This is a genomic window from Thiospirochaeta perfilievii (genome assembly GCF_008329945.1).
Lineage (GTDB): Bacteria > Spirochaetota > Spirochaetia > DSM-2461 > DSM-2461 > Thiospirochaeta > Thiospirochaeta perfilievii.
The window spans coordinates 292,070-317,746 of record NZ_CP035807.1 but is presented as its reverse complement, the minus strand read 5'-3'; the positions used below and the strand labels follow the sequence as shown (position 1 = coordinate 317,746).

Below are 25,677 nucleotides of genomic sequence, written 5' to 3'. Positions count from 1 at the left end.
TTTCTATGTCGTTGTCAAGAATTTACGTTACTGTATGATATTATCAGCAAAATTCTCATCCCAATAAAATATAATTAAAACTCTATACAGTTCATAGGTAGAAATTAAGGTATAGAGATAAGATATTTTTAGAGAGGGTTGAAGGGTTATTATTGGGCGTTACCTGGGGGAACCCAGGTCGGGCTTCTTCAGGCTACGCTTCGCTTCGAACCTAGGTTTGGCTAAAGCCACCTTACGTATCCCTAACGCTCTGTGTAAAGCTTCGCTTTATTTTGTTTTATAATAAGGCATCAAAGAAATAACCATAAAAAACTCCTGGTCCCAATTACTTATTTTATATAAGATAAATGTATGAAACATATCGAAGTAGTAGCTGCAATAATCGTAAAAGATGATAAGTATCTCTGTGTACAGAGACCATGGAATAAATACAATTATATATCAGAGAAGTTTGAGTTCCCTGGTGGTAAAATAGAGCACGAAGAGCCTAAAATAGATGCAATAAAAAGAGAGATATTAGAAGAGTTAAAAATAGATATCAATGTAATAGAGGAGTCTGTAACAGTAAACCATGAGTATCCAGATTTCAAAATGACTATGTATAGTTTTATCTGTGATGCGAATGATTACAACTTTGAATTAACAGAACATATAGATTATAAATGGCTTAAAAAAGAAGAGTTAGATACTCTAGATTGGGCAGCTGCCGATATCCCAATAGTTGAAAAACTAATGGAGAAGTAATGGAAGAATTTAACAAAGAATTTAAAAATAGTTTAACAACAGGATATCTAGATGAACTCTATGAATCTAGAGCAGAATATCAACCACAACTCCTATTTAATGATAAAAGTAGTGGTAAAAAAGTATTATCAACAATAAAACATGAGTTAGATCTGTGTCAGGAGTTTTGGTTTTCAGTAGCATTTGCAACTAAAAGCGGTATTGCTACTGTTATGAATACATTAGAAGAGTTAGAACAGAGGGGGATTCAGGGGAAGGTTCTTGTCTCTCAGTACCTTAACTTTACCCAACCAGAAGCATTAAAGACCTTACTCAAGTTTAAAAATATTGATCTAAGAATTGTCATTGATGAGGATTTCCACTCTAAGGGTTACCTTTTTAAAAGAGATAACCATTTTAATATAATAATTGGTAGTAGTAACTTTACACAGACAGCTCTAAGTACCAATAAAGAGTGGAACTTAAAAGTATCAGCTACCCCTAATAGTAGTATATATAAAAAGACTTACAATGAATTTAAAACAGAGTTTGACAATGCCCATAAAGTTTCTCCAGCCTATATAGCACATTATGAGAATATCTATAAAAGTGCTGTAAAAACCAGGTTTGAACAACAAAAATTAAGCATAGTTCCAGAGAAGAAACTTAAACCCAATACTATGCAGTTAGAAGTTTTAGATAATATTAAGGATTTACGGAAAAAGAGTATAACTAAAGCTCTACTTATATCGGCTACAGGAACTGGTAAAACTTACCTTTCAGCATTTGATGTTAAAAGGTTCAATGCTAAGAGGGTACTCTTTGTTGTTCATAGATTAAACATTGCAAAAAAGGCGATGGAAAGCTTTAAAAAGATCTTTGGTAGTAGTAGATCCATGGGTATATTTTCGGGAGTAGAGAAAGATAGTAATGTTGACTTTGTATTCTCTACTGTTCAGACAGTGTCAAAGCCTAACTATATGTCAATTTTTGGTAAAGAGTATTTTGATTATATAATTATTGATGAGTCACATAGGGCGGGTGCAAATAGTTATAGCAATATTTTAAACTACTTTACTCCTAAGTTTCTATTAGGTATGACTGCAACTCCTGAGAGAACTGATGGATTAGATATCTTCGACCTATTTGATCACAACATAGCAGGGGAGATAAGGTTACATAGAGCTTTAGATGAGGATATGTTATCTCCATTTCACTACTTTGGTGTATCAGATTTAACTATTGATGGAGTAGAGAAAGATTCAGACTATTTTAGACATTTAGTTTCAGAGGAGAGAGTTGCTAGAATTATAGATAAACTCAACTTTTATGGTACAGATAGTGGAGAGTTAAGAGGGCTAGTTTTCTGTTCAAGAATAGATGAGTGTATAAGCCTATCTGAAGAGTTTAATAATAGAGGTTTTAAAACCATCGCTCTAAGTGGTAAAAACTCGGAATCAGAGAGAGAGAATGCAATTGAGAAATTAGAGTCAGAGGAGTACCTAGAAAAGATAGACCTGATATTTACTGTAGATATATTTAATGAAGGTATAGATATTCCAAAGCTTAATACAGTTATTATGTTACGACCCACCCAGTCAGCTATAGTTTTTGTCCAGCAATTAGGTCGTGGTTTAAGAAAGGTCGATGGTAAAGATTATCTAACCGTTATAGATTTTATTGGTAATTATAGTAGTAATTATCTAGTACCAGTAGCACTTTTTGGTGATACATCTTATAACAAAGACAGAATAAGAAGACTCATCTCAAAGGGGAATGAGGGTATACCAGGGGCCTCTACAGTTAACTTTGATAAAATATCTAAGGATAGAATTTTTAAATCCATAGATAAAGCAAATATGCAGTTAAAGAAAGATCTTATACAGGACTACAAACTTTTAAAGCATAAAGTAGGTTTTATACCTTTAATGATGGATTTTATAGAACACGGTTCTAGAGATCCTATTCTTTATGTAGATTATTCGAAATCTTACTACAATTTTTTAAAAGATATTAAGGAACCAATAGAAAATCTTAATCCAGACCATATTACTCTATTAGAGTTCTTTTCAGTGGAGATTAATAACAGTGTAAGGGTCGAAGAGACTTTAATCTTAAAACTGTTATTAGATAACGATAGGGTAACAATAAACAAGGTACAATCAGTAATTAAATATGAATTTGGTTACAATTCAACTAAAGATAGTATAATCTCTGCTATCCATAATCTTAATATGTTGTTTAGCATGACTACTGTTAATAAGAGTAGAATCTCACTATTTGAGAAAACAGGCTTCAAAATAGTGAAAATAGATAATGAGCTAATTTCAAAAGATACTACTTTAATAGAGGCTTTACAAAGTGAAACATTCAAATCGTTTCTAAAGGACTCAATAAATTACTCTATATATAACTTTACCCAAGATTTTAATAAATCAATAATAAAAGATGGTTTTATCCTATACAAAAAATACTCAAGAAAAGATGTCTTTAGAGTCCTGAACTGGGACCAAAATCCTGTTGCCCAGAATGTTGGTGGGTACATAGTTAGTAGTGATAAATCAAATTTTCCAATCTTTGTTAACTATCATAAGGATGAGGATATATCTAGTAGTACAAAATATGTTGATGAGTTTGTAAATAGACATGAGTTTACATGGATGTCAAAAAATAGACGAACCCTAAATAGTCCTTGTATGACTACTCTACAAAACTATAAAAATGGTCTACGAGTCCCTCTATTTATTAAAAAAAGTAACGATGAAGGTAAAGACTTCTACTACATGGGAGATTTAACTCCAATTGATTCCACTTTTACAGAGACTACAATTAAAGATGATAAAGGTAACAACGTATCAATAGTTAAAGTGAACTTTCAGATAAGCCATCCTGTAGAACACTCTTTATATGATTATCTGACTCATGATAGATAATTAAGAAGTTATTGGTTAAAAGATAAGTGAGTAATATATTATCTTCATATATAACTCGATATTTAAATGGATTATACAGCACCCACAATCTATTGGTGGATGTGAAGATATCCCTTTTTTCTCTGTAGTTAATAGTTACTTAATACAACTGAATAACAAAGGTATTGAATTATCTGTTAAAGAAGCACCTTTTAGATTTCCATAAAACTTAAGATTTCTGAAACCTGTTATTTCTATCAAATTTCTTATTTCTTCTTCCGTTAATGGAAGTAGTGGAATTGAGTTCTCTAATATTTCTCCATTTCCCTTAATTTTTAGTTTTGTATTAAAATCTATCCAACCATTGTGAATTATATAATCTCTAATAAAGGTTATTGAGTCATTATCAATTATAGGAAGTTCATTTATTCCATTTTTAATAATTCTATTATAATTTATTATCTGAACTATAAATAATCCATCTTTTTTTAAAGTATTATAAACTCTGTGGAAGAAAGACTTAACATTATTCCTGTTGGGTAGATGTACTAATGTATTACCAAAAGAAATGATTCTGTCAAAATATTCGTGTGTGAATATCTTGTCAATATCCATCATGTTTCCTTCAATAAAACTAAGGTTGTTATACTTGCTTTTTGCAACTTTTAGTAGGTCTGAATCAAGATCCATTCCTATTACATTATTTGTGCATTTTGAAATAAGATCTGTTAAATTTCCAGTTGCACATCCAATGTCTAGAATAACTTCAGCTTTTGCAATTGGTTTCAGATTATTTATAAAATCTAGTTGCGACTTATTTTGTGGAAAAATATCATCATAAACTTTTGATATTGATTTATAAAACATACAATCCCCTTAGTAATAAAAGAATACCTCTACAATACTTTTTATTGCAGAGGTGTGTCTGTGATATATGTTACTATTTTTTGATGAAAACTTATAGGATTTGTGTAATATTGACTATAGGCTTCCTCAATTCACTAATTAATTTTATCTCCAGTCATCATCTACAATGGTGGTATAACTGATATTGTTCGGTATAGAATCTCATATGATTCCTCCTTATATTTGTTATCTAATATTAATTATAGTAGAAAACCTCGGAGTCCTTATTTAGTATTAAATCACTGGAAATGACGAACTTTTTGTCCCAATTCCTACGCCCTACGGGCTCGATTTCGCAATTCAAATCGACGTCTATGATGAAAGTCAAGAAACCTCCTTCCATTTGCTAATATTTATCCTATTTTTTCTTAATAAAACCTCATAATCATGCATTTTTCTATCATGGTTTTTAGAGTCCATGAACCAATAATATTCTTCTTTTTTAAGTATTTGATATATGACTGTAATAAATCTTCTGCAAGTTCCCATTCTAACTTTACCCACTTTTTTGTATTTACTTAATTTGTAATACCAATTTTCTACAGCTCTATTAGAATCAATAAAATGATTTAATGATTGGTATAGTAGGGCAATTGTTAATTTACGTCCTTGTTTATTCGTACTCTTTATTAGAGTTTTATCATTAGAACTTTCAACCTTTGGAGCTGACCTTAAATATGATGAAAATTTCTTGGAATTAGGAAATCTATTAACATCAATTATATCGGAAATTATAGCTATAGCTGTAAATACACTGATCCCTTGCATAGAAGTTAATAAATCTATTTCTTTCATGTATGGAGCTCCAACTATTTCGATTTCCTTTTTAAGTAAAATAATAGTTTCATCTAAATTATCCAGTTCTTTAAACAAAATCATTAGTTGAAATTTTAATTCTCTGGAATCAGAAATATTTAATATTTTATCTCTCATTTTATTATTAAAGATCATTACTTTATTAAAAGGGTAAAGGTTCTGTTTTAATAAAGAATGTATTCTGTTTTTTAGCTGAGTCCTTTGCTTTCCAAGTAGTTTGTAAGTAGAAAATAACGCTCTTAAATCTTGGATAATTGGAGGTGGTAGTTCTACTCTTTTAATCTGCTCCTCTCCGCTTAATATTTGCATTTTTAAGACTCTAGCTAACTTTTCTGCATCAACTTTATCAGTTTTCTTATTTGTAAAACTAATCAGTTTCATGGCATAAGTATTAGAAATATTTACATCTTTAACTTTGTCCCTAATTAGTTCTGTAAACTTAAAAGCATTTGTTGTTGATTCTACAATTACATATGTGTCAGGTGTTAATGTCTTGTAAAATTTCTCCAAAGATTCATCGTCAATAGAGTAACTTACAACCTTTTTACTTGTCCCTTCGTCTAGTATGCAACAGTTAAAGCAGTTTGTATGAAGGTCAATTCCCATAAATTCCATATCATCCCTCCTGTTAACTTTCTTTCCTAAAAGAAGAGGAGTATAATAATCATGCGTCTATACGGGGTATGATAAATATTGATCATCCTCACAATGTTAATGCGACTGATGACTGCTATTCGTTATAACGGGATCCAAAGGTCCCAGTCGATTTACAGCCATCGGCCGTCCCTCTTTTAAGAAGTACTAACTTCATTATAACACCAGTCGCAAATGATTACACTTTCTATCATAGCATCGTTATATTTATTCTAGGTTTTATATAAAAAAATAGATTTAGTAATTGAAATAAGTATTAAATATTGTTAAATACATATAATTATGTCAATAAATAGATAATTTAATAATTTTCAAATAAATAGTATAGAATAAAGCATAATTTAAGATTATATTATAATGAAGGAATTTTGTATGATAGATCAAGAATTAAATAGTATAAAAATAAAATTTCAGGAAATGGAAGAGGAATTATTAAAATATAACTCCTTAAAAAGAATAAAGCCTATAACTGAACTCGCAGACGTTGTTCGAAAAGAACGAAAAAATCAAAATCTTACTCTTCAAGGACTTAGCGATTTATCAGGGATTTCTTATGCAAGTTTAGTGAAAATTGAATCAGGAGATATAAATCTAAACTATAAAATTTTGACACAGCTTCTTGATACATTAGGATTAAAATTATGGATCGAATAGGGTATGTATATTTTAATAATTACCTTGCTGGTACTCTAATAAATACAAAAGAAGGATTCTGTTTTACTTATGATAGCGATTACATTATATTTGGAGCTCCAATAGGATATAATTTTCCTTTTTCAAAATCAAAATATTACAGCATTGATCTATTTCCTTTTTTTGAAAATCTAGTGAGTGAAGGATGGTTATTGGATTTACAAAGTAATATGCAACACATCGATAAAGAAGATAAATTTGGAATTTTATTAAATAATGGAAAAGATTTAATTGGAGCAATTACAATTATAAAGGATAAAGTATGATCTGTAGATTAACTCTAGAAAATATTGATAAAGAGACAAAGATTAGAAAAATTGAAAAAGATTTTTTTGGAAAATTTAGACCTATATATAAATTGAATTTTTCAAGAAAAGAATTTTTTACTAAAGGTATAAAGTTTACTAATGGGATGTCTATATCTGGGGTACAGCAAAAACTATCATTAATTTTAAATAGCGATAATGAATTTGAAATTGTTACTATTGGAGGTGAATATATTTTAAAGCCATCTCCAGAATCTTTTCCATATGCTGCAGAAAATGAACAATGTGCAATGTCTTTAAGTAGATTTTTAGGAATAGATACTGCTCTTTCTGCAAATATACAATTTTTGGATGAAGAAGAAGTCTATATAACAAAAAGATATGATAGAAATAATGGTGAAAAAATACATCAAGAAGATTTAGCCCAAGCATTTAATATAAAAAGTCAAAATAAATATAATAAAAGCTACGAAGAAGCCTTAATTCTTGTTCGTAAAATGTGTGGAGGTAAGCTTTCAGTTGTTAAAGAGTTATTTAATAGAATAGTATTTGCTTATCTTATTGGAAATGATGATATGCATTTAAAAAATATTAGCCTAATAAAATATAAAGACAATAAAACAGCTTTTTATGATGGATTGACACCTAATTATGATCAGCTTTTAGTTCATGCATTTCCTAATCCTTCTACAATTGGAGTGCTTGCCCTCGATTTAACAAAAGCGGAAGATGATGGTATATATTCTGATTCGTTTAATAAATATGGATTTTATACTGGTTCAGATTTTTATTTATTAGGTGAACTTGTTGGGATACGTAAGCCAGTTATTAAAAAAATATTAGAAAACTTCATTAATAATAAAAATGGAATAATAGAGATAATAAATCATAGCTTTATGCCTAAAGAAATGAAACTTAAAGCAAAAAACTTAATTATTGATAGATTAAAAGCTATAAGTATCATTACATAAGAATAAAAATGTTGAGCTTATAGGGTATTGCTAAAAAAACTCTTCTATTCCCCTGTAAGCCATCGTTAAGGTGGAGTTTCTATTATGACAACTAATGATCACTCTTGAGCAGGAACTTTCTGAAGATCTTGATACTAAAGTAGACCTTGTTCTAAAATCAACATTAAAACCTATTATAAATGAATCTATATTATCTGAGGTTCAGTACCTTTGGTTTTGCTACACATACTATCCTTACCACAATGTTTACAGAGTCATAATTGAAATTTGCAATTAGTCTTAACTCCTGTAATATCTCTGTACTTAGTTTATCCGCTTCATCTATAACTAGAATAGGGTGAATATTCGTAGTCCTATGCATATTTAAGATATACTCATGGATACTTTTAAACATCGCAGCTCTTCTTCCTGCGGGTTGTAAACCAAAAATATTACATAAGTGTGTATAAAATTCTTGAATTCCAACAGAAGTATGGCATATGTAGAATGACTTAAACATTCCAGGATTTAAAGAGTCTACAGCCATTCTAAAAATACAGGTTTTTCCTTTATGTAAAGTTTTACATAAAGGAAAAAGCTTTATAGGTAGTGCGTTGGGCCGCCAAGCTTGTGATCTTGGCTATAAAGTCATGTACAAATTAACGAGTCGATTATTTGCTGATCTAAAAGAGGCAAAACGTGAAGGTCATTACCACAAAATGTTAATGAAAATAGTTAAAGCAGATGTATTAATATTAGAGGACTTTGGGCTAAGTACATTTAGCAATGATAATCGTCTAGCTCTGTTAGATATTCTTGAAGACAGACATGGTTTAAAATCAACAATATTCTTATCTCAACTACCTGTAAAGTCATGGCATGGGTTAATTGGTGATTCCACAATAGCTGATGCAATTATGGATAGGATTGTATATGGATCTTATAGAATTGAGCTAAAAGGTGACTCTTTAAGACGAAAAAAAGATTATTAAATTCAGGTATCAGTGAAATTGGTATCTTTGGATCTTATGTAAGAGGAGAACAAAATATAAATAGTGATGTTGATATACTTATTGATTTATCAAGACCATCACAATTAGATTTATTTGATCTTATCACTCTTGAGCAGGAACTTTCTGAAGATTTTGATACTAAAGTAGACCTTGTTCTAAAATCAACATTAAAACCTATTATATCTGAGGTTCAGTACCTGTGAAAAAGGATCTCAGGCAGAGTCTGACCAGGATATTTGGTTGCATACTCGTGCAATAATGAAATTACGATCAGAGACATGAGTTTTTATGGTTATAGTCATAAAAAATTGTGCACTACACTAATTCTAGATAGTCTCTTTTTCCATACACAACTCTAATAATATTAACAACCTTTCTGTCTTCGTCTATTAGATAAAGCGCTATATAGTTATTAACAAGAAGCTTTCTATATCCTCTTTTAACTAGAACTTCATCTTTAACAAACACTCCTGTTTTAGGATAATCCTTTAATAGCAATATTCGATTCTCAATTTCATCTATAACTTTTAAAGCAGAGTTTTTATTATGTAGCTCTTCTTTAATATATCTATAAATATCTTTAAGATCTCCATATGCTTTCTGGGTTAGGTTTATCTTATATAGGTTAGTCAAAAAACTCATTCCTAAGATCTTTAAATGCTGATTCAGCTTCTATTACATTTCCGCTTCTAAGATCTTCTTCACCTACAGCAATTTTATTTAATAATTCAGTTCTAGCTATATCTCTTTCATATGTTGCTATACTCATTAGAACCATATCTCCATATCCATTTTTTGTTACAAATATTGGTTCATTGGTTTCATGACATTTACGAGATATTTCTGTTGTATTCCGAAGATCTTTAATTGGTATTATTTGTGGCATTTCACATCTCCATTACATAATTATGCTACTATTATGATGCAATACAAGAAAAATAACAACATTCATAAGCTCTTTAAAAGGAGTGTAGTTATGAATGAGTTAATATAACTATTTAGTAATTCCCAACAGAACCTACTGGAGTAAAAGTTCTGGTAAGGAGTCTAAAACTTATACTCTAGCTTCTCTAATAGAATAGGAGTTAAGTATATCAAGTTTAAAATCTGATGTTACTAAACTACAAGACTTTCAAGCCTGATTTTATTAAACCTTTTTGGAACACAAGAAAAATGCCAGGAAAATTTCCAATATTTATTAAATTAACACCATTTCTTATGTGAACTAGACTTTAAATCCATACTAAAAACGAATATATAAGTTTAAACTACGCTATTTTATTATACATTTAATTTTACGGTGAAATATATTTGTTTTCATTTTATAGCAACTGAACTATATGGGAAATCAAGTTGTTAATTGTATCTTTTACTCATTGTGATTAGTTCATCGGCTATTTCTTTTCTTAGGGACTCTGGCTCTAAGAGTTCCGCATCTGCACCATAACTTAGTACCCACCTTTTTATATCATGCCGGCCAGAGGTTCGTAACCAAAGAATAATATTTCCATTATCTAATATTTCGATTTTTTGTTCCTTTGCCCAATTCCTTTCTGATATATAAAGAGTCTGACTTTTATCAAAAAGAATCTTAAATTCTTCCTGTTTTCCAAAAGATAAATTAAAAGTTGTATCAAGAAAATCTTGAGGTTCAAAATCGGTAGGTGTTTCAAAATGAGACTCCCCAATGCTAAGATTAATTATCCGCTCTACGGCTAAGGTTCTTATATCTGTGTAATCGTTAATTGTTGTGAAGAAATATAAACCACCATCCCTTTGAAAAAGATGTAGGGGATTAATACAGTAACTTTTTCTAGTATCGTTATGGTAGGAGTGATATGTTATATCACATCTTCTTTTTTGTACCATGGCATGAATCAGATCATCAATAATTAATTCTTTATTTGCATAGTTTTTATTATGAGACTCACCTAGTAACATGATGTTAGATAGATTTTTAAATTGATCTAATTTATAATCATCAATTGTAAATATTTTATTAAATGCTCTTCGTAAATGTTCTTGATAGGTAGAATCTTGAAGCCATTTAGATTTACCCCATAGTAGTATTAGTGCTGTTGTTTCTGCTGCAGAAAGGTTTAAGTTTGGCATTTTTACTGTTGTAAAATTTTTAACATTTTCTTCAGATAGATAAAATCTCTTTTCTCTTCCAGTATTACTTAATGACTCTTCAAGGTCAAAAATAGTATAAATATATTCAATCTCTCTTACTGCTGTTCTGTGACTACAACCAAGTAATTCGGCTAGTTCGCTATAAGTAACCCCTTGTGGTCTAGAAAGAATTGTAATTGTTTCAAAAAAATCTCTTATTTTTTTCAAGATAACTCCATGGAACTTTTTAGAAAGTGTAACTAATTTATAATTTTTTTGCAATTTTATTTACTATGACACTTTTTGTCATTCGAAGCTTATAGACTTAACTCATTAAAAGCAGGAGTACATTATGGAACAAGCTATATTTTTATTAAAATTTTACACATATGAAGGTGAATTAGTTTATCCTATGGAGCTTAGGGAAGAAAGAGTAGGTTATTATACATCATTAAAAAAAGCTGAGGATATAATTAATAATTTTAGAAATATTTCTGATTATAAAGATTATTATGAGATAGAAGAAGATGATGAAGAAGAACAGACCTATATATCTCATTTTGAAATAACTGAGATAGCTTTAGATGTTATTTATCGTGGTAGTGATACTACAAGAATATATAACTCTTTAGGTAATTATCATGATGGATGTTTGATTCCTAGCAAAACACCCTTTAGAGGGATTGATCTACCAACTAAATACAGTGCAGGGGATATTGTCGAATTTATTTACTGTAATACTCTGTATGCTGTTATAGTAACCGGAACACCGTGGTCGAAAGAACAATTTTTAAAACATGAAAATTATTTAAGAAGTAAACACCGATGTTTACCAGAAGAAATACTTGAAGAATCATTTAAAAGTTATATGGAAGAAGCATATACTTATGGTATCGAAAATGTTTACTGTGTTATATGGCCAGATGAAGAATATTGGGAGCATTCTCATCCTCATCAGTACAAATTACTGCCTATTCGAGGGATAATTCCTGATGAGATGGAAGAGAGATTTAATAAGAAAATTGAATCATATGAAAAGGAAAAGAAATAATGAAAGAAGTAATATTATTAGGAGATTCCATATTTGATAATGGAAGATATGTTATTGAGGACTGGAGTGTTAAGGATCTATTAGCTAAATATTTAAACGAAGAAGATGTTGTAAATCTAATAGCAAAAGATGGAGCTAAAAGCAAAGATTTAGAAAACCAAATTGATTTTAATAGTTTATTAGACCCTTATAGAGATGACATCGAGGACGGACTTAGAGGAATCCCAACAAATAGTACAAAGGAAACTACTAGTGAGTACTCTGAACATGTTTTTATTAGTATTGGTGGAAATGATGCATTACAACTGAGGGAAATTATAAAATGTAACAATCCAGAAGATGATTCAGATGTTCTTATTGTAGAAGATATATTTAAAACCACTGAAGAGAAAGATTTTTCCACAGTATCCCCAATAGAACCATCTGAGTATGGGGGACATAAAATAGCTCAGGCTATAGCTGGTATAATCAGTAAAGATAAATATGTAAAAGAATTAAAATTATATACAGGGAATTTCAAATAAGATAATATATTTGAAGAAGGAGTAACTATGGAACTTCTTTCTAATGCCTTTATGATAAAATATCATGATAAGGCTGGGAGAATTAAAACCCTTCCTCTAGGCATTGCAAAACTTTTCGATCTTTTTATAAAAATAGACTTTTAACTATAGGGAATTAAATGAATTTAAAAAACAGTTTATATATAACATATAGTAATCAGAGAAAAAGAGAATTACAAAAAAGTGAACTAACTGGAGTTTTTGATAAAGTCATAACCTTAGATAACCTAATAAAAGAGTTTTACGATAATGAATCTGATAAAATTATTATCGATAAAGTTACAAGTTCCAGCATCATCCATAAAATAATAAAAGATAACGATATTATATATTTCAATTATTTAAATGATGATAGTAACTCTATAGACACTATATTTGATTTTCTTACAAAATGTAGTAGAAATGAAGTTCAATTTAAATCAATAATATCAGGTGAAAAGCTAATAGCTATAGAAAAAATTTATACGGAGTATGTAGAATATAAAAATAGGCATAAGCTTGGTGATATCTCTGATATTGAAGATTATTTTGAAACACATTACTCCAAGGAAAATTTTAATAAATATGATGATCTATTTATTGATTCATTCACTCTTAATAAATTAAGTTTCATTAAATCAAAAAAACAAGAGTCAATTCTTCAAAAACTAAATAGAGATTTTAATCGAATTGAGAAGATAGAGGAAAACCCAAATAATCCTCAGATTATTTTTCCAGAAGTAAAGGTCTTTGATTCTACTGATGAAGTTAAAACATCAATTAAAATAGCAAGGAAGTTAATGGAAGAAGGTGCTTCAGATAATGAAATTATATATGTAACAACTGATATTAAGAAGTATTCAAAACTTTTCAAAATTTATATGCCAGATTTTAACATGAAGGGTTTTTCATCTATAGGAACACCATTAAACAACTTTTGTAATAAAAATAGTACTGAGGTTAGAACAGCATATAATATAGCTAAAAATAGAATAGGGGATTATGAAAATATATTTAAAACATTAGGTCTTAAGTTTACTGAACAGAAGAGAGAGGCGATATTAAAAGAGACTCAGATTCATGATAGTAAAGTAGGAATAGAGATTACAGAAGCAAATCAACTTGTTGGGCTAAGTAAGATGTATAAACATATTATTTTTATAGGTGCTGATATTAACAGTTTTCCACCACAACCTTCAGATAATTTCCTATATACATATGACCAGGATATCAATCTTTTCTATTTAAACGATTATTATCAAAGTTCTAAAGAGCTATATATGTATCTTAAGAGTATATGTGACAATTTATATCTTGTAACAGCAAGTTACAGTGGAAAAAAAGAGTTAGCACCTTCAATTGTTATAGATAAAGAAAATAGTAATAGTAACAAAATTGATGTTTCTGGAATAAAAAGTAAATCAGATTTGGCATTAGATGGTAAAGCTATAAAACAAGAAAGCTATACAGAATATCTACAAAGTATCTCGATAGATAAAATCACAGAATATGATGGTTTAAATGTCAAAGGATTTGATGCAAGGCATCTTTCTGCCTCTCAAATAAATAGATATACTACTTGTCCCTTACAATACTTATACTTAAATAAAATAAGAGTAGAAGCTCCTAGAGCTGAGAAAGATGGGTTTGATGTTTTAGAAGAGGGAAGTTTAATGCACCTCTGTTTTGAACTATTTAGTAAAGATGTAAAGAATTTAGAAAATGACACAATAGATCAAGGATTTCTATATGATTTAATGCAAAATAAATCTGTTGAAGCGTATGATATCCAAAAAGTAGCAGAAAATCGTGGAGAAGAGAATATTTATCATAAACTGTTTCTTTCTAATTTACAGGCTGGTCTAAATGATGACAGAGAACCTGGTTTATTGGCAAAGTTTGTAGATTATTATATAGAAAATGCAGTCGAATTAAACTATTTCCGGTCTAGTGAATTTGAGAAAGAATTCAAGTTAGATCATGAACTAAAACCATATAATCCACCAGATGCTGATGATAACAACCATTTTATAAAAGGTTTTATTGATAGATATGACTCTTTGGAAGAGCAAGTAAATATATTAGATTACAAATCTAAAAAATGTAACTCAAAAATTGATACTGATAAAACCCAAGAGATTAAAGAGCTTAAAGATATTCAACTAGGATTATACCTTTTGTATGCCACACAGATTGAATCAGAAGATAAAAACTTCTTCTCTTCACTTCTTAGTTTTAAAGGGAATAATCCATATTATCACTTTGCCCAAATGTCTACAGATGAAGTAAAATCATCAGTTTTATTTGATGAAACATATATATCGAATATCAAAGATCTAATATTTAAAACGAGGGATTCTATAAATAGTGGTAACTTCGTATTTAATAACTCTAATGAGAAACAGTGTAAATGGTGTGATATTAAAAATATATGCCACCAAAATATTTTAGATAAAGAATTAGAGGTATCTGATGAGTAGTATAAATAAGTTTAGTATACAAAAAAGCTTTGCTATTAGTGCAGGTGCAGGAAGTGGAAAAACATATACACTTAGTAGAAGGTATATAAATGCATTATTAGGTTTTGATTATTTTAGAGAAGATTACTCCACTCAAAGTAGTTACTTTATAAAGACAAAGGCAGCCTTTGTTAGTCAAATTGTAACTATCACCTATACTGAAGCTGCAGCTCTAGAGATGAAATCCAGGATCTTTGGACTAATAGAGAAGATAATAACTTTCAATGAATTAGATTCTGAAGATGGTGATTATAATTCCATAAAAGAAGCCAATGATAATATTGATAGAAATGAGAAAGAATTTGTTTCAAATATTTTAAATAAGGCTCTAATCGATATTAGTAAAGCAAAGATATCTACAATTCATTCTTTTTGTTTAGATATTATAAAATCTAATGCAGATATAGCAAGAATTGATTCTAAACTTGATATTATTGATGATGAAATAAAAAATAAAGAGTTAGATTCTATCATATTTAATGTCTTTGAATCTAACACTGGCGAGATAGAAAATATTACAAATTATTTACCCTTATATTTTTTCTCCAATTTGATAAAAAAATATGTTTTTGATCTAGGATTCAGAAATAGTTTTAAATCTTTTGATAGTGGTAATTCAATAAATGATTTTAAGAAAATTATAGAAAAACTTTTTCCGTTACCTGAATTATACGACGTATATGATGATATAAAAGAAGATACGATTAGAGAGAATTGGTTTAATCAATATATAGATAACTTTAAAAGATTTGATGCAAAAAAATGGAGTGATGTAGATATTGCTAAAGCTCCGACATTAGGTGAAAAAAAATATCCTATTTTGAATGATATTAAAAATAAATTAGATAATAAATACCTACAATATTATAGTGAAATTGATCAAGTTAAAGAGGATCTATTTTTTGATGTAATTAAACTAATTAAATCAATTTTGGCAGAGATAAAAAATGATTATGATTTAAAACTTATTGAGCTTGGTAAAATAGATTTTGATATTATTATTACAAAAACCTCCCAGATAATCGATAAGTGTTCTACTGATTATAAATACATTATGGTTGATGAGTTTCAGGATACAAACGAGGTACAGTTTTCAATTATAAAAAGAGCAATGAATAGGGATACTAATCTATTTGTAGTAGGGGATAGCAAACAATCAATTTACTCCTTTCAAGGAGCCCAACTAGAAGTTTTCAATAAAGCTGTCCAGGATAAGAGTCTTTTTCAATCTATAGAGGATATGAGTAATAACTATAGAAGTGACGGTGTTGTTTTAAACTCTGTAAATAAAATTTTCAGAGAAATCCTTCAGGGGGCAGAAGATTATGAAGCGACAGCCCAGGACTTACATGTTGGAAAAAGTGAAAGAGAAAACAGAGGAAGTTTTAAATTCTTAATCTCATCAGATTCAGAAGAGTCAGAAATTGATAGGATCTCATATTTTATTTATGACATAGTTCATTACAGAAACAGTGATTACACTCATATCTCGAATCTTATTAATGAGAACAAACAAGCTATTGCTATCCTTTTTGATAGTAGTAGTAAAATGGTAGAGCTTAAAAAGAGTTTAAAAAAATTGGGAATAGATTCTAAGGTTTCAGCGACTGAGGATTTTTATCAGACTAAAGAGATTAACGACATTTTTAATGTTTTAAAAGCAATACATATATACTCAAAGAAAAAAGAATATCTATCTAAAAAAGATCGATATTATATTGTTGGAGCTCTACGGTCAAATATTTTGAGATTTAAAGATAGAGAGATTAAAGAGTTTATAGAATCTAAAACTATACCCCCTGTACTAGAGGAGTATATAAATCTCTATAAAACTAGTACGCTATCTACTTTGGTTAAATATATTGTGGAGGACTCTAATCTTTATAGTGTTTATGCCCATTTTGATGATATTAGTCAAAGGGTTTCTAATATTAACAAGTTTCTGAATATCTGTATGGACTTTGAAGAGTCAGAAACCGGTAGTTTTTCTGACTTTCTTAATAGCATTGAGTCTGCAATCTATTTTTCTAACTCAAAGGAAGATGAAGAGTTTTATATTTCTGATGGCGCTAAATCTATTGAGATTTGTACAATTCACTCAACTAAGGGGCTTGCTTATCCTCTAGTTTTATTAGGCAATAGTGAAAAGGGCTTAACAACTCAGGTTACTTCTGAGAGCCTAAAATACAATAATTACGCAATAAATAATGAAAACAGAGAGTTAGTAGGCTTTAAAATAGGAGATTACAATCCCCTTAGTCATAGAATCTTGAAACAAGTAGACGTTTTAAAGCATTTAGCAGAGAAGAAACGTCTCTTATACGTTGCATTAACAAGGGCCCAACATGATGTAGTTATTTCTGGTTCTTTAAAAATTAAAAAAGATGAATCTATAGCAGCTATAAAGAATAGTTATTTAGAAATGATAACAGAGGGACTGAATATTTATTTAATGGATCTATACGAACAAGACCCAAATGTATGTATTCATCTATCTTCAGATGAGAGAAATTTAGTTAATCGAGTTCTTCCAGAGTACATAGCTTATAATCTAAAGACTTTATCTTTTACATCTAGAGACATAATATCTGCAACTTCTGACAGTACCCAAACCAGTGAAATTAGTGCTGCATTATTAGGTGAGAAAACCCATAAAATTATAGAGAAGTACTGGAAAAAATTTAATGAGAATAAAGACTCTATTTTCAAAAGAGAAGCTATTTTTAAACAAGAGGATAGAGATAAAATAATAACAAGTATGAATAAATTTTATGAGAGTTTTGTATATTCAAAGCTGAATTCAGGTGCTGAACATAGATTTGAATTAGAGTTTAACCAGGATAATAAAAGAGGTTTTATAGACCTTATATACTATGATGAAACTGGAAATGGCTGGGTAATCATCGACTTTAAAACAGGAAAACCAACCCCAGAAAAGATAGAGAAATATAATAAACAGTTAGACTTCTATCTAGATGTATTAGAGTCAAATAACTTAAATGTATTGGATCGAAAATTATTATGGTTATAATGAGATTCAATAAGTAAAATTAATTTTTAAAAAAAATAACAAAGGTGGAATAAATGGAAGAAGTCGTTACTACATCTTAAAAAAGCCACTGTTGGGATAAGAAAAATTAAAAACTTAGGAGTAATTATATGAACTTAGAATGTTCAAAAATAGATTTAGAAAATATTAAAAAAGCATATTTTATATAGCTACGGTTTCCCGTAGCTATATAAAGTATTGTTATTTTTTATTCATCGAATCTTAATATTCGGTTATTCTGCATATCGGCAACCCATATACCATTATTTACAACTACATCTCTAGGATCATAAAATTTTGAACTTGTGGTTCCATAATTGGAAGAACTAAAATCGGTTTGACCAATAACATCATCTGCTGAAGCCCCATTTACAGTAGGAATAGAATTAAACATTAAAATTCTATTGTTGTTACCATCTGCAACGTAGAGCTTTCCTGAATCTGAGACAGAAATACCCAAAGGGTATTTAAATGTCGATGCGGTTGTATCTGAGCCATTAGTAACAAAATTTTCTTGACCAATAACAACGTCTGCAGCCTGACCATTAGAAGTTGGGAATGTGTTCCAAATTAACAATCTATGATTGTTTCTATCTGAAACTATAACCTTTATTCCGTTACTCCATACAGAAATTGGATCGTTCATAGTAGATGACGTTGTATAAGGATCACTCGAAGTAAAATCTGGTTGCCCAAGGACGATGTCTGCATCTATACCATCTGTTGTTGGTATAGAGTTCCAAATTAAGACTCTATTATTACCGGAATCTGCCACAAGTAACTTATCATTTGTTAAATAAACATCTTTAGGGAACTTCATTAAATTACTAGCTGTTCCCGAAACTGAACTTGTCATATTGGACTGTCCAACAACAACATCTGCTGGTTTTTGTGTTGTGTCTGGAATACTATCCCATATTAAAACTCGACAGTTTCCCCAATCCACAGTTGCTAGTTTAGAACTGTTACTGCTTACAGCATAAGGCGAATAAAATGATGTAGCATTTGTTCCGTTGACTCGGCTATTAAGATCAGCCTGCCCTAAGACAAAATCTGCTGTAGCACCATTAGTTGTAGGTATGCTATTGAAGCCTAACACTCTATGATTGTTCATATCAGCGATAAATAATTTGTCATCAATTACCTCTAAACCAATAGGGTAATGCATTAAAGAACTTGATGTACCACTAATTGCTGATGTAAAATCAGCTTGTCCAATAACCTGAGTAGCACTCCCAAAGGTTACTGGTGCTACAGGTGTTGTTGATGCATAAGATACACCAGTTGATTTATTACCTGTTGTATCTACAGATTTAATTGTAATTGTATATGCTGTACCATTAGTTAAACCAGTAATCTCTTTTGTAGTTGTTCCTTTAGCTACTGTTCCTGTTGTTATTCCAGTTCCAGAGTACTCTATTGAAGCAAAGTCAGCGTCAGTAGGCTCACTCCAGTTAATTGTTATGCTTGTATCACCTGCTGTAATTGTACCTAAAGTAGGATTAGCTGGAGCCGTTGTATCTGTCGATGTAGGATTTGTTATATCAGAAGTTCCATCCCCAGTAGTATCAAAGCCAACAAGCCCGCCTGTATTATCTACAACTACAGTTACATTATTTGTTGTCCCAGTATTTGTTTTAGTTAAAATAATATCCCCATTAGTTGGGACATAAACATAAAAATCTACTACTTCATCGGAATTAGGGTCTGATGGGTAATAGCCACCCGTAGGCAAACCACAAGGAATATCCCCAGCTCCATCACCATTAATATCAAAAACATCAACTTTTCCATCCTTATCTAAATCTAAAGCTTTAGCATAGGTAGTTCCAGTTGTTGCTCCATTAGTGGTTGGTAGCTTAACAACTTCACCTGGTGTTAAAACACCATCATTTGATTTAGGAATTATTATATCCCCTGTACTATTACCTGTTGTATCCCAACTCGTAGGTTTTTTTGTTGTACCATCTAGTAATACACTTATGTCTGTAGTAGTTCCATCACTTGCTTTTGTTATTATAATATCACCGTTATTTACTGTTATATAAAAATCTATGGTTCCATCACCATTTGCATCTGCAGGGTAAAAACCTCCTGTTGGTGTTCCAAGGGTTAGTTCTATAGTCGTAGTGTCTCCATCTAAATCTATACCATCAATAGGAGCTACTCCATCTATATCTATCACTTGGGCAAAAACTTTATTTGTAGTACTACCAGCTACTGGAATTGTTATAATTTCTCCGCCAAGTAAAACAGAATCTGTTTTACTTGGTAATGATGATGTTAATGTAGAAGAAGTTCCGCTACTAACTATACCTGTTATTAGATTACTTGAATTTTTAAATAGCCATAGGTCGCTAGTTGTTCCTGTGGATGTACTTGAAAATACTACGTTACCATTATCTAATAAAACATAGCAATCAATTGTTCCATCACCATTTATATCTGCGGGATAAATACCTTGGCTAGATGGTTCAAATAATAAAATATCGATAATTCCATCATTATCTAAATCAAATCCATCTATTCCACCATCATTATCCTGATCTAAGGCTTTGACAGCAATGGTTTCTGGTGTTGTTCCATTAGTTAATGGTAAAGTTAAAACATCCCCACTTGATAAGATTTCAGTGGCAGTACCATCAATTTCTTCTAAATCCATAAGCATATTACTACAATTTAAAAGTAGTACTGTTGTTAATGTTAATAATGCAATTTTTTTTATTAGTTTCATTTATATCTCCTACAACCTTATCCTAGATCCAATAGTGTAACCAAGCTCCATTCCTAAATGATTGTTTTCTGGAAAGAAAAGGAAGGATGGGGTAAAAACCAGGCCTATTTTATCTGTTAATTCATAATTTAGTTTTGCTTCTATAGAAGTTAATTGGTCGACGTAAACTCCCATTTGATCTATTATATGTAGCATAATACCTACACCTAATTGGGGAGAAATAGTTAGTTTATCTATGATATTAAAGGTGTAAGACCCTCCAATAAGTATTTTAATATCGTTAAAGTTAGTTACTCTCTCTGTTTTTGTTATTCCATAACTATAACCAAAGGTTCCAAATAGCCAAACAGGTTTTATTGGCTCTACTTGAAAGTTTACCTGTCCTTCTACTCCAACTCCTGTTAATTTATATTTACTATAGGTACCAAAAGGGAAATAGTTGCTAGCTGCAACATCCACCGAATCTATTTGTACTAAATCATTACTAAATACCATGGTTGAAAGTAATAAAAAGTATACTAATACTAAAAAAGACTTACTTATTTTCATAAAAACTCCTGCTAAAATTACTTTGTTGTCAAAAAAACCAGACTATAAGCAATAATAAGGCATGCATAATACTATATATATAGTGGATTTTGCCATTTTTACAGGGAGTTCTATTTTTACCCAGTTAAACAATGTATTATAAGGTATCCATTTAATGGGTTCTAAAAATTTATTTGTTACATTTACACATGAACATAAAACATTTATTCTTAAAGCATGCTTGAGTTAAAAAATAGTAAATACAAAACTGTAATATATACTACACTAATTTTATTACTAATAATATTAATGTCGATACCTGAGATTTATAAAATAGACACAATTGATGTAAATAAGGGGCAATCTAGTTGGGATAAATTATATAGTGGTAAAGTCTTATCGTTAAAAGGCGATTGGCAATTTTTTGACTCAAAGGGTAAAGAGTATTTACTTAAAGTTCCAGGGATATGGAACTCAATATATTCTGATGGTTCAGGTAGAGGCAAATATGTTTGCAATTTATTTTTTACAGAAGAAAACTGCCCTAAATATATCGAGATAATGGCTACAAGTGCAGGAACAAGCTATATCCTTACCGTTAATAATGTACGTTTAGGAGCCTCATGGGACGAGTATTTTGGTGTTCTCCCCAAAGAAAATGCACATAAAACTATTTTTACGTTTGCCCCAACACCAGGGAGAAATATTATAGAGTATGATGTTGAAAACAGTACTCATCCTAAGGGAGGTTTATGGGAAAGAGTTTTAATAAGTGATACTGGAAAAATAAAAACAAATCTATCAAGAAGTCGGTCCATTGAGTTACTAATGTTTGGAAGCCTAATTTTTCTAGGTTTTTTTCAGTTTCTTCTCTTTTTTATGAAGTCTGCAAACTGGAGGACATACCTGTTCTTTGGTTTTTGCACAATATTTATGGCATTTGGTAATATCGTAAGAAGTTATTTTTCTATATATGAGATCTGGCCTAGTGCACCCTATCTTCTAGTGAAAAAACTACAATTTATTGCTTACTATTTAGCCTGTATTTTTTTTATATGGAAGACAGATTTAGGGCGAAATAAATATTTAATACTGGTTTATTGGATACTCACTGCCTTTTTAGTTCTTCACTCACTTCTTTTTATTATATTACCTTTTTCTGCCTCTTATTATTTATCCTTTTATCCATATATTATTATGATGTTATTTGTATTATATCTAATATTTGATTCAATTAACAAACTATTCCAAGGTGACAAGCAGGAAATTATACACATGATAGGATTATCATTCCTATTGTTCGGAAATATTAAGGATTGTGTAGATATGATTCTAAGTCGTTACGACTGGCAAATAATGCCGTATACTAATTGGATTTACTGTTTATTTGCAACGTTTTTCTTAGCTGCAGATTTTGGGAGAAGTTCAAAGGAAGCGAAAGAAGCCCAAAAAACAATTTTGACCCTGAGCGAAGAAGAACGTAATGAAATTGGGCGAGAACTTCATGATGGTGTAGGTCAATTGACTTTTGGGCTAGAATATCTTAGCAATGGGCACATAAAGCAAAATAAATGCGACTTGGAAGTATTAAGAAAAATTAATGAGACATCTAAAGATATTAACAAAAGAATTCGTCTTCTTATTCATGAATATTATCCTGAAAAAGAAGGCTTTTTACTAAATAGCGCATTAAAAGAGCTTGTTACCCGTTTCAAGGCAATTTATAATAAGAGTATTGTTTTGATTATTGATCCAGAATTCCCTATACTTAAAAGAGAGGATGAGGTTCACGTTTATTACATAATAAGTGAGGCGATGAAAAACGCTTTAATACATTCAAATAATGGTGACATTGAAATCTCTCTTAAAAAAGATAAGAACCTTTTATATGTTACTATTACTAATTCCTTTACTGAGGATAATGATTTTAAAATAATTCCAGGACATGGTATGAAGATTATGAAATATAGGGCCACAACATTAAATGGAACCCTTAAAATTGAGAAGAAAATAAAGAGCTATACGGTTTCATTATCTTGGAAGGACAAGACTAAATGACATATTCAATTATTTTAGTTGATGATCATCCATTAATAAGAGAGGGAATAAAATCAATTTTACTCTCGGATAAGCAGTTTATTGTTGTAGGAGAAGCCTCTTCTTCTGGGGATTTAAAAAAACTATTAGATTCAACAGAGGCTGATATTATAATAATGGATCTTATTTTCCATAACCAGCCAGATGGTTTAGATATCCTAAAGCTAATAGCTAATAAAAACATTCAAACTAAAGTCTTAATGCTTAGTATGGTTTGTGATCCTTATTATCTTAGAAAGAGTATTGAATTAGGAGCATCGGGATATCTACTAAAGGATGATGTAGGCGAATTAATAATCCCGGCTCTAACTACAATAATCTCTGGAACAAGCTTTGTTTCTCCTTCTATAAAGCAACGGTTAGTAGAAGATAATCCACTATCTAAATTGTCAAAAAGGGAATCTGAAATATTCCATTACTTAAGTCAAGGAAAGACTGTGAGAGAAATAGGTAATGAATTATTTATTTCTAGCAGTACTATAGGAACTCATATTGAAAAAATTAAAAAGAAGCTAGGAGTATCTAGTATTAATGAATTAATTAAAATCTCTGTTCTTTATGTAGCACGGGCTAATAATATATTAGAAAAATATGATAAATAAGATCAGAAATGTTTTATACCATGAAAAAAACTTTCATTTGCATAAATGGATCTGGGAAATTGTTAAAGATTCGCTATTCAAGATTGGACTATGGGCTGTGACAGGCTTTAAATAATAATATGTAGAATTATTCAGGATTGAAGGTAACAAACTATAGGACTATATTTTTACTAGAACATCAATTTCTTTTCCAAAGAAACTAATTCCTAGTTTTACAGGATTAATAAGCTCAATTCCATACTGTTTTTCATTTATTTGTTCCAAAGCCTTTTGCGCATCGGATTCTAGGAGGTATAAAATTAATATTATTTCTATTTAAATAAACTTATCAGCAGTATAAAATTAGTAAAAGGTTTTAATGACTGAACTACATATTATAAAAGGTACACTTCTTAAAAAAAGAAAAAAGATTATTAAATTCAGGTATCAGTGAAATTGGTATCTTTGGATCTTATGTAAGAGGAGAACAAAATATAAATAGTGATGTTGATATACTTATTGATTTATCAAGACCATCATAATTAGATTTATTTGATCTTATCACTCTTGAGCAGGAACTTTCTGAAGATCTTTAAACGCTGATTCAGCTTCTATTACATTTCCGCTTCTAAGATCTTCTTCACCTACAGCAATTTTATTTAATAATTCAGTTCTAGCTATATCTCTTTCATATGTTGCTATACTCATTAGAACCATATCTCCATATCCATTTTTTGTTACAAATATTGGTTCATTGGTTTCATGACATTTACGAGATATTTCTGTTGTATTCCGAAGATCTTTAATTGGTATTATTTGTGGCATTTCACATCTCCATTACATAATTATGCTACTATTATGATGCAATACAAGAAAAATAACAACATTCATAAACTCTTTAAAAGTAGTGTAGTAATGAATGAGTTAATATAACTATTTCGTAATTCCCAACAGAACCTACTGGAGTAAAAGTTCTGGTAAGGAGTCTAAAACTTATACTCTAGCTTCTCTAATAGAATAGGAGTTAAGTATATCAAGTTTAAAATCTGATGTTACTAAACTACAAGACTTTCAAGCCTGATTTTATTAACCTTTTTGGAACTGAAGAAAAATGCCAGGGAAATTTCCAATATTTGCTAAATTAACACCATTTATTATGTGAACTAAACTTTAAATCCATACTAAAAACGAATATAAAAGTTTAAACTACGCTATTTTATTATACATTTAATTTTACGGTGAAATATATTTGTTTTCATTTTATAGCAACTGAACTATATGGGAAATCAAGTTGTTAATTGTATCTTTTACTCATTGTGATTAATTCATCGGCTATTTCTTTTCTTAGGGACTCTGGCTCTAAGAGTTCCGCATCTGCACCATAACTTAGTACCCACCTTTTTATATCATGACGACCAGACGTTCGTAGCCAAAGAAGTAAGTTCCCATCATCTAATATTTCTATTTTTTGTTCCTTTGCCCAATTCCTTTCTGATATATAAAGAGTCTGACTTTTATCAAAAAGGATTTT

At 30.0% G+C, this 25,677-nt stretch carries 24 protein-coding genes; 14 read left to right on the top strand and 10 right to left on the bottom strand.

Annotated elements, in window-relative coordinates; genetic code table 11:
- The first annotated feature begins 351 nt into the window (after positions 1-351).
- Both EW093_RS01445 and EW093_RS01440 read left to right on the top strand, forming a co-directional pair.
- A complete protein-coding gene (locus EW093_RS01445) occupies positions 352-744 on the top strand; it encodes a (deoxy)nucleoside triphosphate pyrophosphohydrolase (protein WP_149566679.1) in 393 nt (130 codons plus the stop codon).
- Positions 744-3,656, top strand: a complete 2,913-nt coding sequence (locus EW093_RS01440; RefSeq protein WP_149566678.1) for a DEAD/DEAH box helicase — start codon at positions 744-746, stop codon at positions 3,654-3,656. The genes EW093_RS01445 and EW093_RS01440 overlap by 1 nt, the downstream gene beginning before the upstream one ends.
- A 135-nt stretch (positions 3,657-3,791) precedes the next feature.
- Here EW093_RS01440 and EW093_RS01435 read toward each other — a convergent pair whose 3' ends face one another.
- Together EW093_RS01435 and EW093_RS01430 are read right to left on the bottom strand one after the other, a co-directional pair.
- Positions 3,792-4,502, bottom strand: coding sequence for a class I SAM-dependent methyltransferase (locus tag EW093_RS01435; RefSeq protein WP_149566677.1), 711 nt, complete (start codon positions 4,500-4,502; stop codon positions 3,792-3,794).
- Between the two features lie 363 nt (positions 4,503-4,865).
- On the bottom strand, positions 4,866-5,972 hold the full coding sequence (locus EW093_RS01430; protein WP_149566676.1) for an IS110 family RNA-guided transposase: 1,107 nt from the start codon (positions 5,970-5,972) through the stop codon (positions 4,866-4,868).
- Between the two features lie 411 nt (positions 5,973-6,383).
- Here EW093_RS01430 and EW093_RS01425 point away from each other — a divergent pair, with 411 nt between their 5' ends.
- From EW093_RS01425 to EW093_RS01415, 3 genes are read left to right on the top strand one after another with little or no spacing between them, the layout of a single operon-like run.
- Complete coding sequence (locus tag EW093_RS01425) at positions 6,384-6,665, top strand: helix-turn-helix domain-containing protein (RefSeq protein WP_187759778.1); 282 nt, start codon at positions 6,384-6,386, stop codon at positions 6,663-6,665.
- On the top strand, positions 6,653-6,970 hold the full coding sequence (locus tag EW093_RS01420; protein ID WP_223111632.1) for a HipA N-terminal domain-containing protein: 318 nt from the start codon (positions 6,653-6,655) through the stop codon (positions 6,968-6,970). Before EW093_RS01425 ends, EW093_RS01420 begins: the two co-directional genes overlap by 13 nt.
- The gene (locus EW093_RS01415) at positions 6,967-7,941 is read left to right on the top strand and encodes a type II toxin-antitoxin system HipA family toxin (protein ID WP_149566673.1); all 975 of its coding nucleotides are present in this window, start codon (positions 6,967-6,969) and stop codon (positions 7,939-7,941) included. Before EW093_RS01420 ends, EW093_RS01415 begins: the two co-directional genes overlap by 4 nt.
- Before the next feature lie 190 nt (positions 7,942-8,131).
- Here EW093_RS01415 and EW093_RS01410 read toward each other — a convergent pair whose 3' ends face one another.
- Positions 8,132-8,476, bottom strand: a complete 345-nt coding sequence (locus EW093_RS01410) for an ATP-binding protein (RefSeq protein ID WP_281283501.1) — start codon at positions 8,474-8,476, stop codon at positions 8,132-8,134.
- Here EW093_RS01410 and EW093_RS01405 point away from each other — a divergent pair.
- Positions 8,439-8,912: an ATP-binding protein gene (locus EW093_RS01405; protein ID WP_149566671.1), complete on the top strand. Its 474-nt coding sequence runs from the start codon at positions 8,439-8,441 to the stop codon at positions 8,910-8,912. The genes EW093_RS01410 and EW093_RS01405 overlap by 38 nt on opposite strands.
- Before the next feature lie 8 nt (positions 8,913-8,920).
- On the top strand, positions 8,921-9,136 hold the full coding sequence (locus EW093_RS17925) for a nucleotidyltransferase family protein (protein WP_149569554.1): 216 nt from the start codon (positions 8,921-8,923) through the stop codon (positions 9,134-9,136).
- 112 nt (positions 9,137-9,248) lie between these two features.
- On the opposite strand, the gene EW093_RS01395 is transcribed toward EW093_RS17925, so the two are convergent.
- The 3 genes from EW093_RS01395 to EW093_RS01385 form a co-directional block, all read right to left on the bottom strand.
- The gene (locus EW093_RS01395) at positions 9,249-9,566 is read right to left on the bottom strand and encodes a type II toxin-antitoxin system RelE/ParE family toxin (protein WP_187759776.1); all 318 of its coding nucleotides are present in this window, start codon (positions 9,564-9,566) and stop codon (positions 9,249-9,251) included.
- On the bottom strand, positions 9,559-9,819 hold the full coding sequence (locus EW093_RS01390; RefSeq protein ID WP_149566669.1) for a type II toxin-antitoxin system Phd/YefM family antitoxin: 261 nt from the start codon (positions 9,817-9,819) through the stop codon (positions 9,559-9,561). The genes EW093_RS01395 and EW093_RS01390 overlap by 8 nt, the downstream gene beginning before the upstream one ends.
- A gap of 470 nt (positions 9,820-10,289) precedes the next feature.
- On the bottom strand, positions 10,290-11,273 hold the full coding sequence (locus EW093_RS01385; protein ID WP_149566668.1) for a helix-turn-helix transcriptional regulator: 984 nt from the start codon (positions 11,271-11,273) through the stop codon (positions 10,290-10,292).
- A 124-nt stretch (positions 11,274-11,397) separates the two neighbouring features.
- On the opposite strand from EW093_RS01385, the gene EW093_RS01380 reads away from it, so the two are divergent.
- The 4 genes from EW093_RS01380 to EW093_RS01365 all read left to right on the top strand — a co-directional run bounded on the left by EW093_RS01380 (position 11,398) and on the right by EW093_RS01365 (position 18,188).
- Positions 11,398-12,096: a hypothetical protein gene (locus tag EW093_RS01380; protein WP_149566667.1), complete on the top strand. Its 699-nt coding sequence runs from the start codon at positions 11,398-11,400 to the stop codon at positions 12,094-12,096.
- Positions 12,096-12,620: an SGNH/GDSL hydrolase family protein gene (locus EW093_RS01375; RefSeq protein ID WP_149566666.1), complete on the top strand. Its 525-nt coding sequence runs from the start codon at positions 12,096-12,098 to the stop codon at positions 12,618-12,620. Before EW093_RS01380 ends, EW093_RS01375 begins: the two co-directional genes overlap by 1 nt.
- A gap of 158 nt (positions 12,621-12,778) precedes the next feature.
- Entirely contained in the window at positions 12,779-15,118 is a 2,340-nt protein-coding gene (locus tag EW093_RS01370) for a PD-(D/E)XK nuclease family protein (protein ID WP_149566665.1), read from the top strand.
- Positions 15,111-18,188, top strand: a complete 3,078-nt coding sequence (locus EW093_RS01365; protein WP_149566664.1) for a UvrD-helicase domain-containing protein — start codon at positions 15,111-15,113, stop codon at positions 18,186-18,188. Before EW093_RS01370 ends, EW093_RS01365 begins: the two co-directional genes overlap by 8 nt.
- Positions 18,189-18,414: 226 nt before the next feature.
- Here EW093_RS01365 and EW093_RS01360 read toward each other — a convergent pair whose 3' ends face one another.
- Complete coding sequence (locus tag EW093_RS01360; RefSeq protein ID WP_149566663.1) at positions 18,415-20,940, bottom strand: fibronectin type III domain-containing protein; 2,526 nt, start codon at positions 20,938-20,940, stop codon at positions 18,415-18,417.
- A 9-nt stretch (positions 20,941-20,949) separates the two neighbouring features.
- Complete coding sequence (locus EW093_RS01355; RefSeq protein WP_149566662.1) at positions 20,950-21,489, bottom strand: hypothetical protein; 540 nt, start codon at positions 21,487-21,489, stop codon at positions 20,950-20,952.
- Positions 21,490-21,705: 216 nt separating this feature from the next.
- On the opposite strand from EW093_RS01355, the gene EW093_RS01350 reads away from it, so the two are divergent.
- The 3 genes from EW093_RS01350 (at position 21,706) to EW093_RS18010 (ending at position 24,688) form a co-directional block, all read left to right on the top strand.
- Positions 21,706-23,526: a sensor histidine kinase gene (locus EW093_RS01350; RefSeq protein WP_149566661.1), complete on the top strand. Its 1,821-nt coding sequence runs from the start codon at positions 21,706-21,708 to the stop codon at positions 23,524-23,526.
- Entirely contained in the window at positions 23,523-24,167 is a 645-nt protein-coding gene (locus EW093_RS01345; RefSeq protein ID WP_149566660.1) for a response regulator, read from the top strand. The genes EW093_RS01350 and EW093_RS01345 overlap by 4 nt, the downstream gene beginning before the upstream one ends.
- 425 nt (positions 24,168-24,592) lie before the next feature.
- Positions 24,593-24,688, top strand: coding sequence for a nucleotidyltransferase domain-containing protein (locus tag EW093_RS18010; protein ID WP_149569553.1), 96 nt, complete (start codon positions 24,593-24,595; stop codon positions 24,686-24,688).
- 19 nt (positions 24,689-24,707) lie between these two features.
- Here the strand turns inward: EW093_RS18010 and EW093_RS01335 are convergent, their stop codons facing one another.
- A complete protein-coding gene (locus tag EW093_RS01335) occupies positions 24,708-24,971 on the bottom strand; it encodes a type II toxin-antitoxin system Phd/YefM family antitoxin (protein ID WP_149566659.1) in 264 nt (87 codons plus the stop codon).
- Between the two features lie 469 nt (positions 24,972-25,440).
- Positions 25,441-25,674, bottom strand: coding sequence for a WYL domain-containing protein (locus EW093_RS18005; protein ID WP_149569552.1), 234 nt, complete (start codon positions 25,672-25,674; stop codon positions 25,441-25,443).
- Between the last annotated feature and the right edge of the window lie 3 nt (positions 25,675-25,677).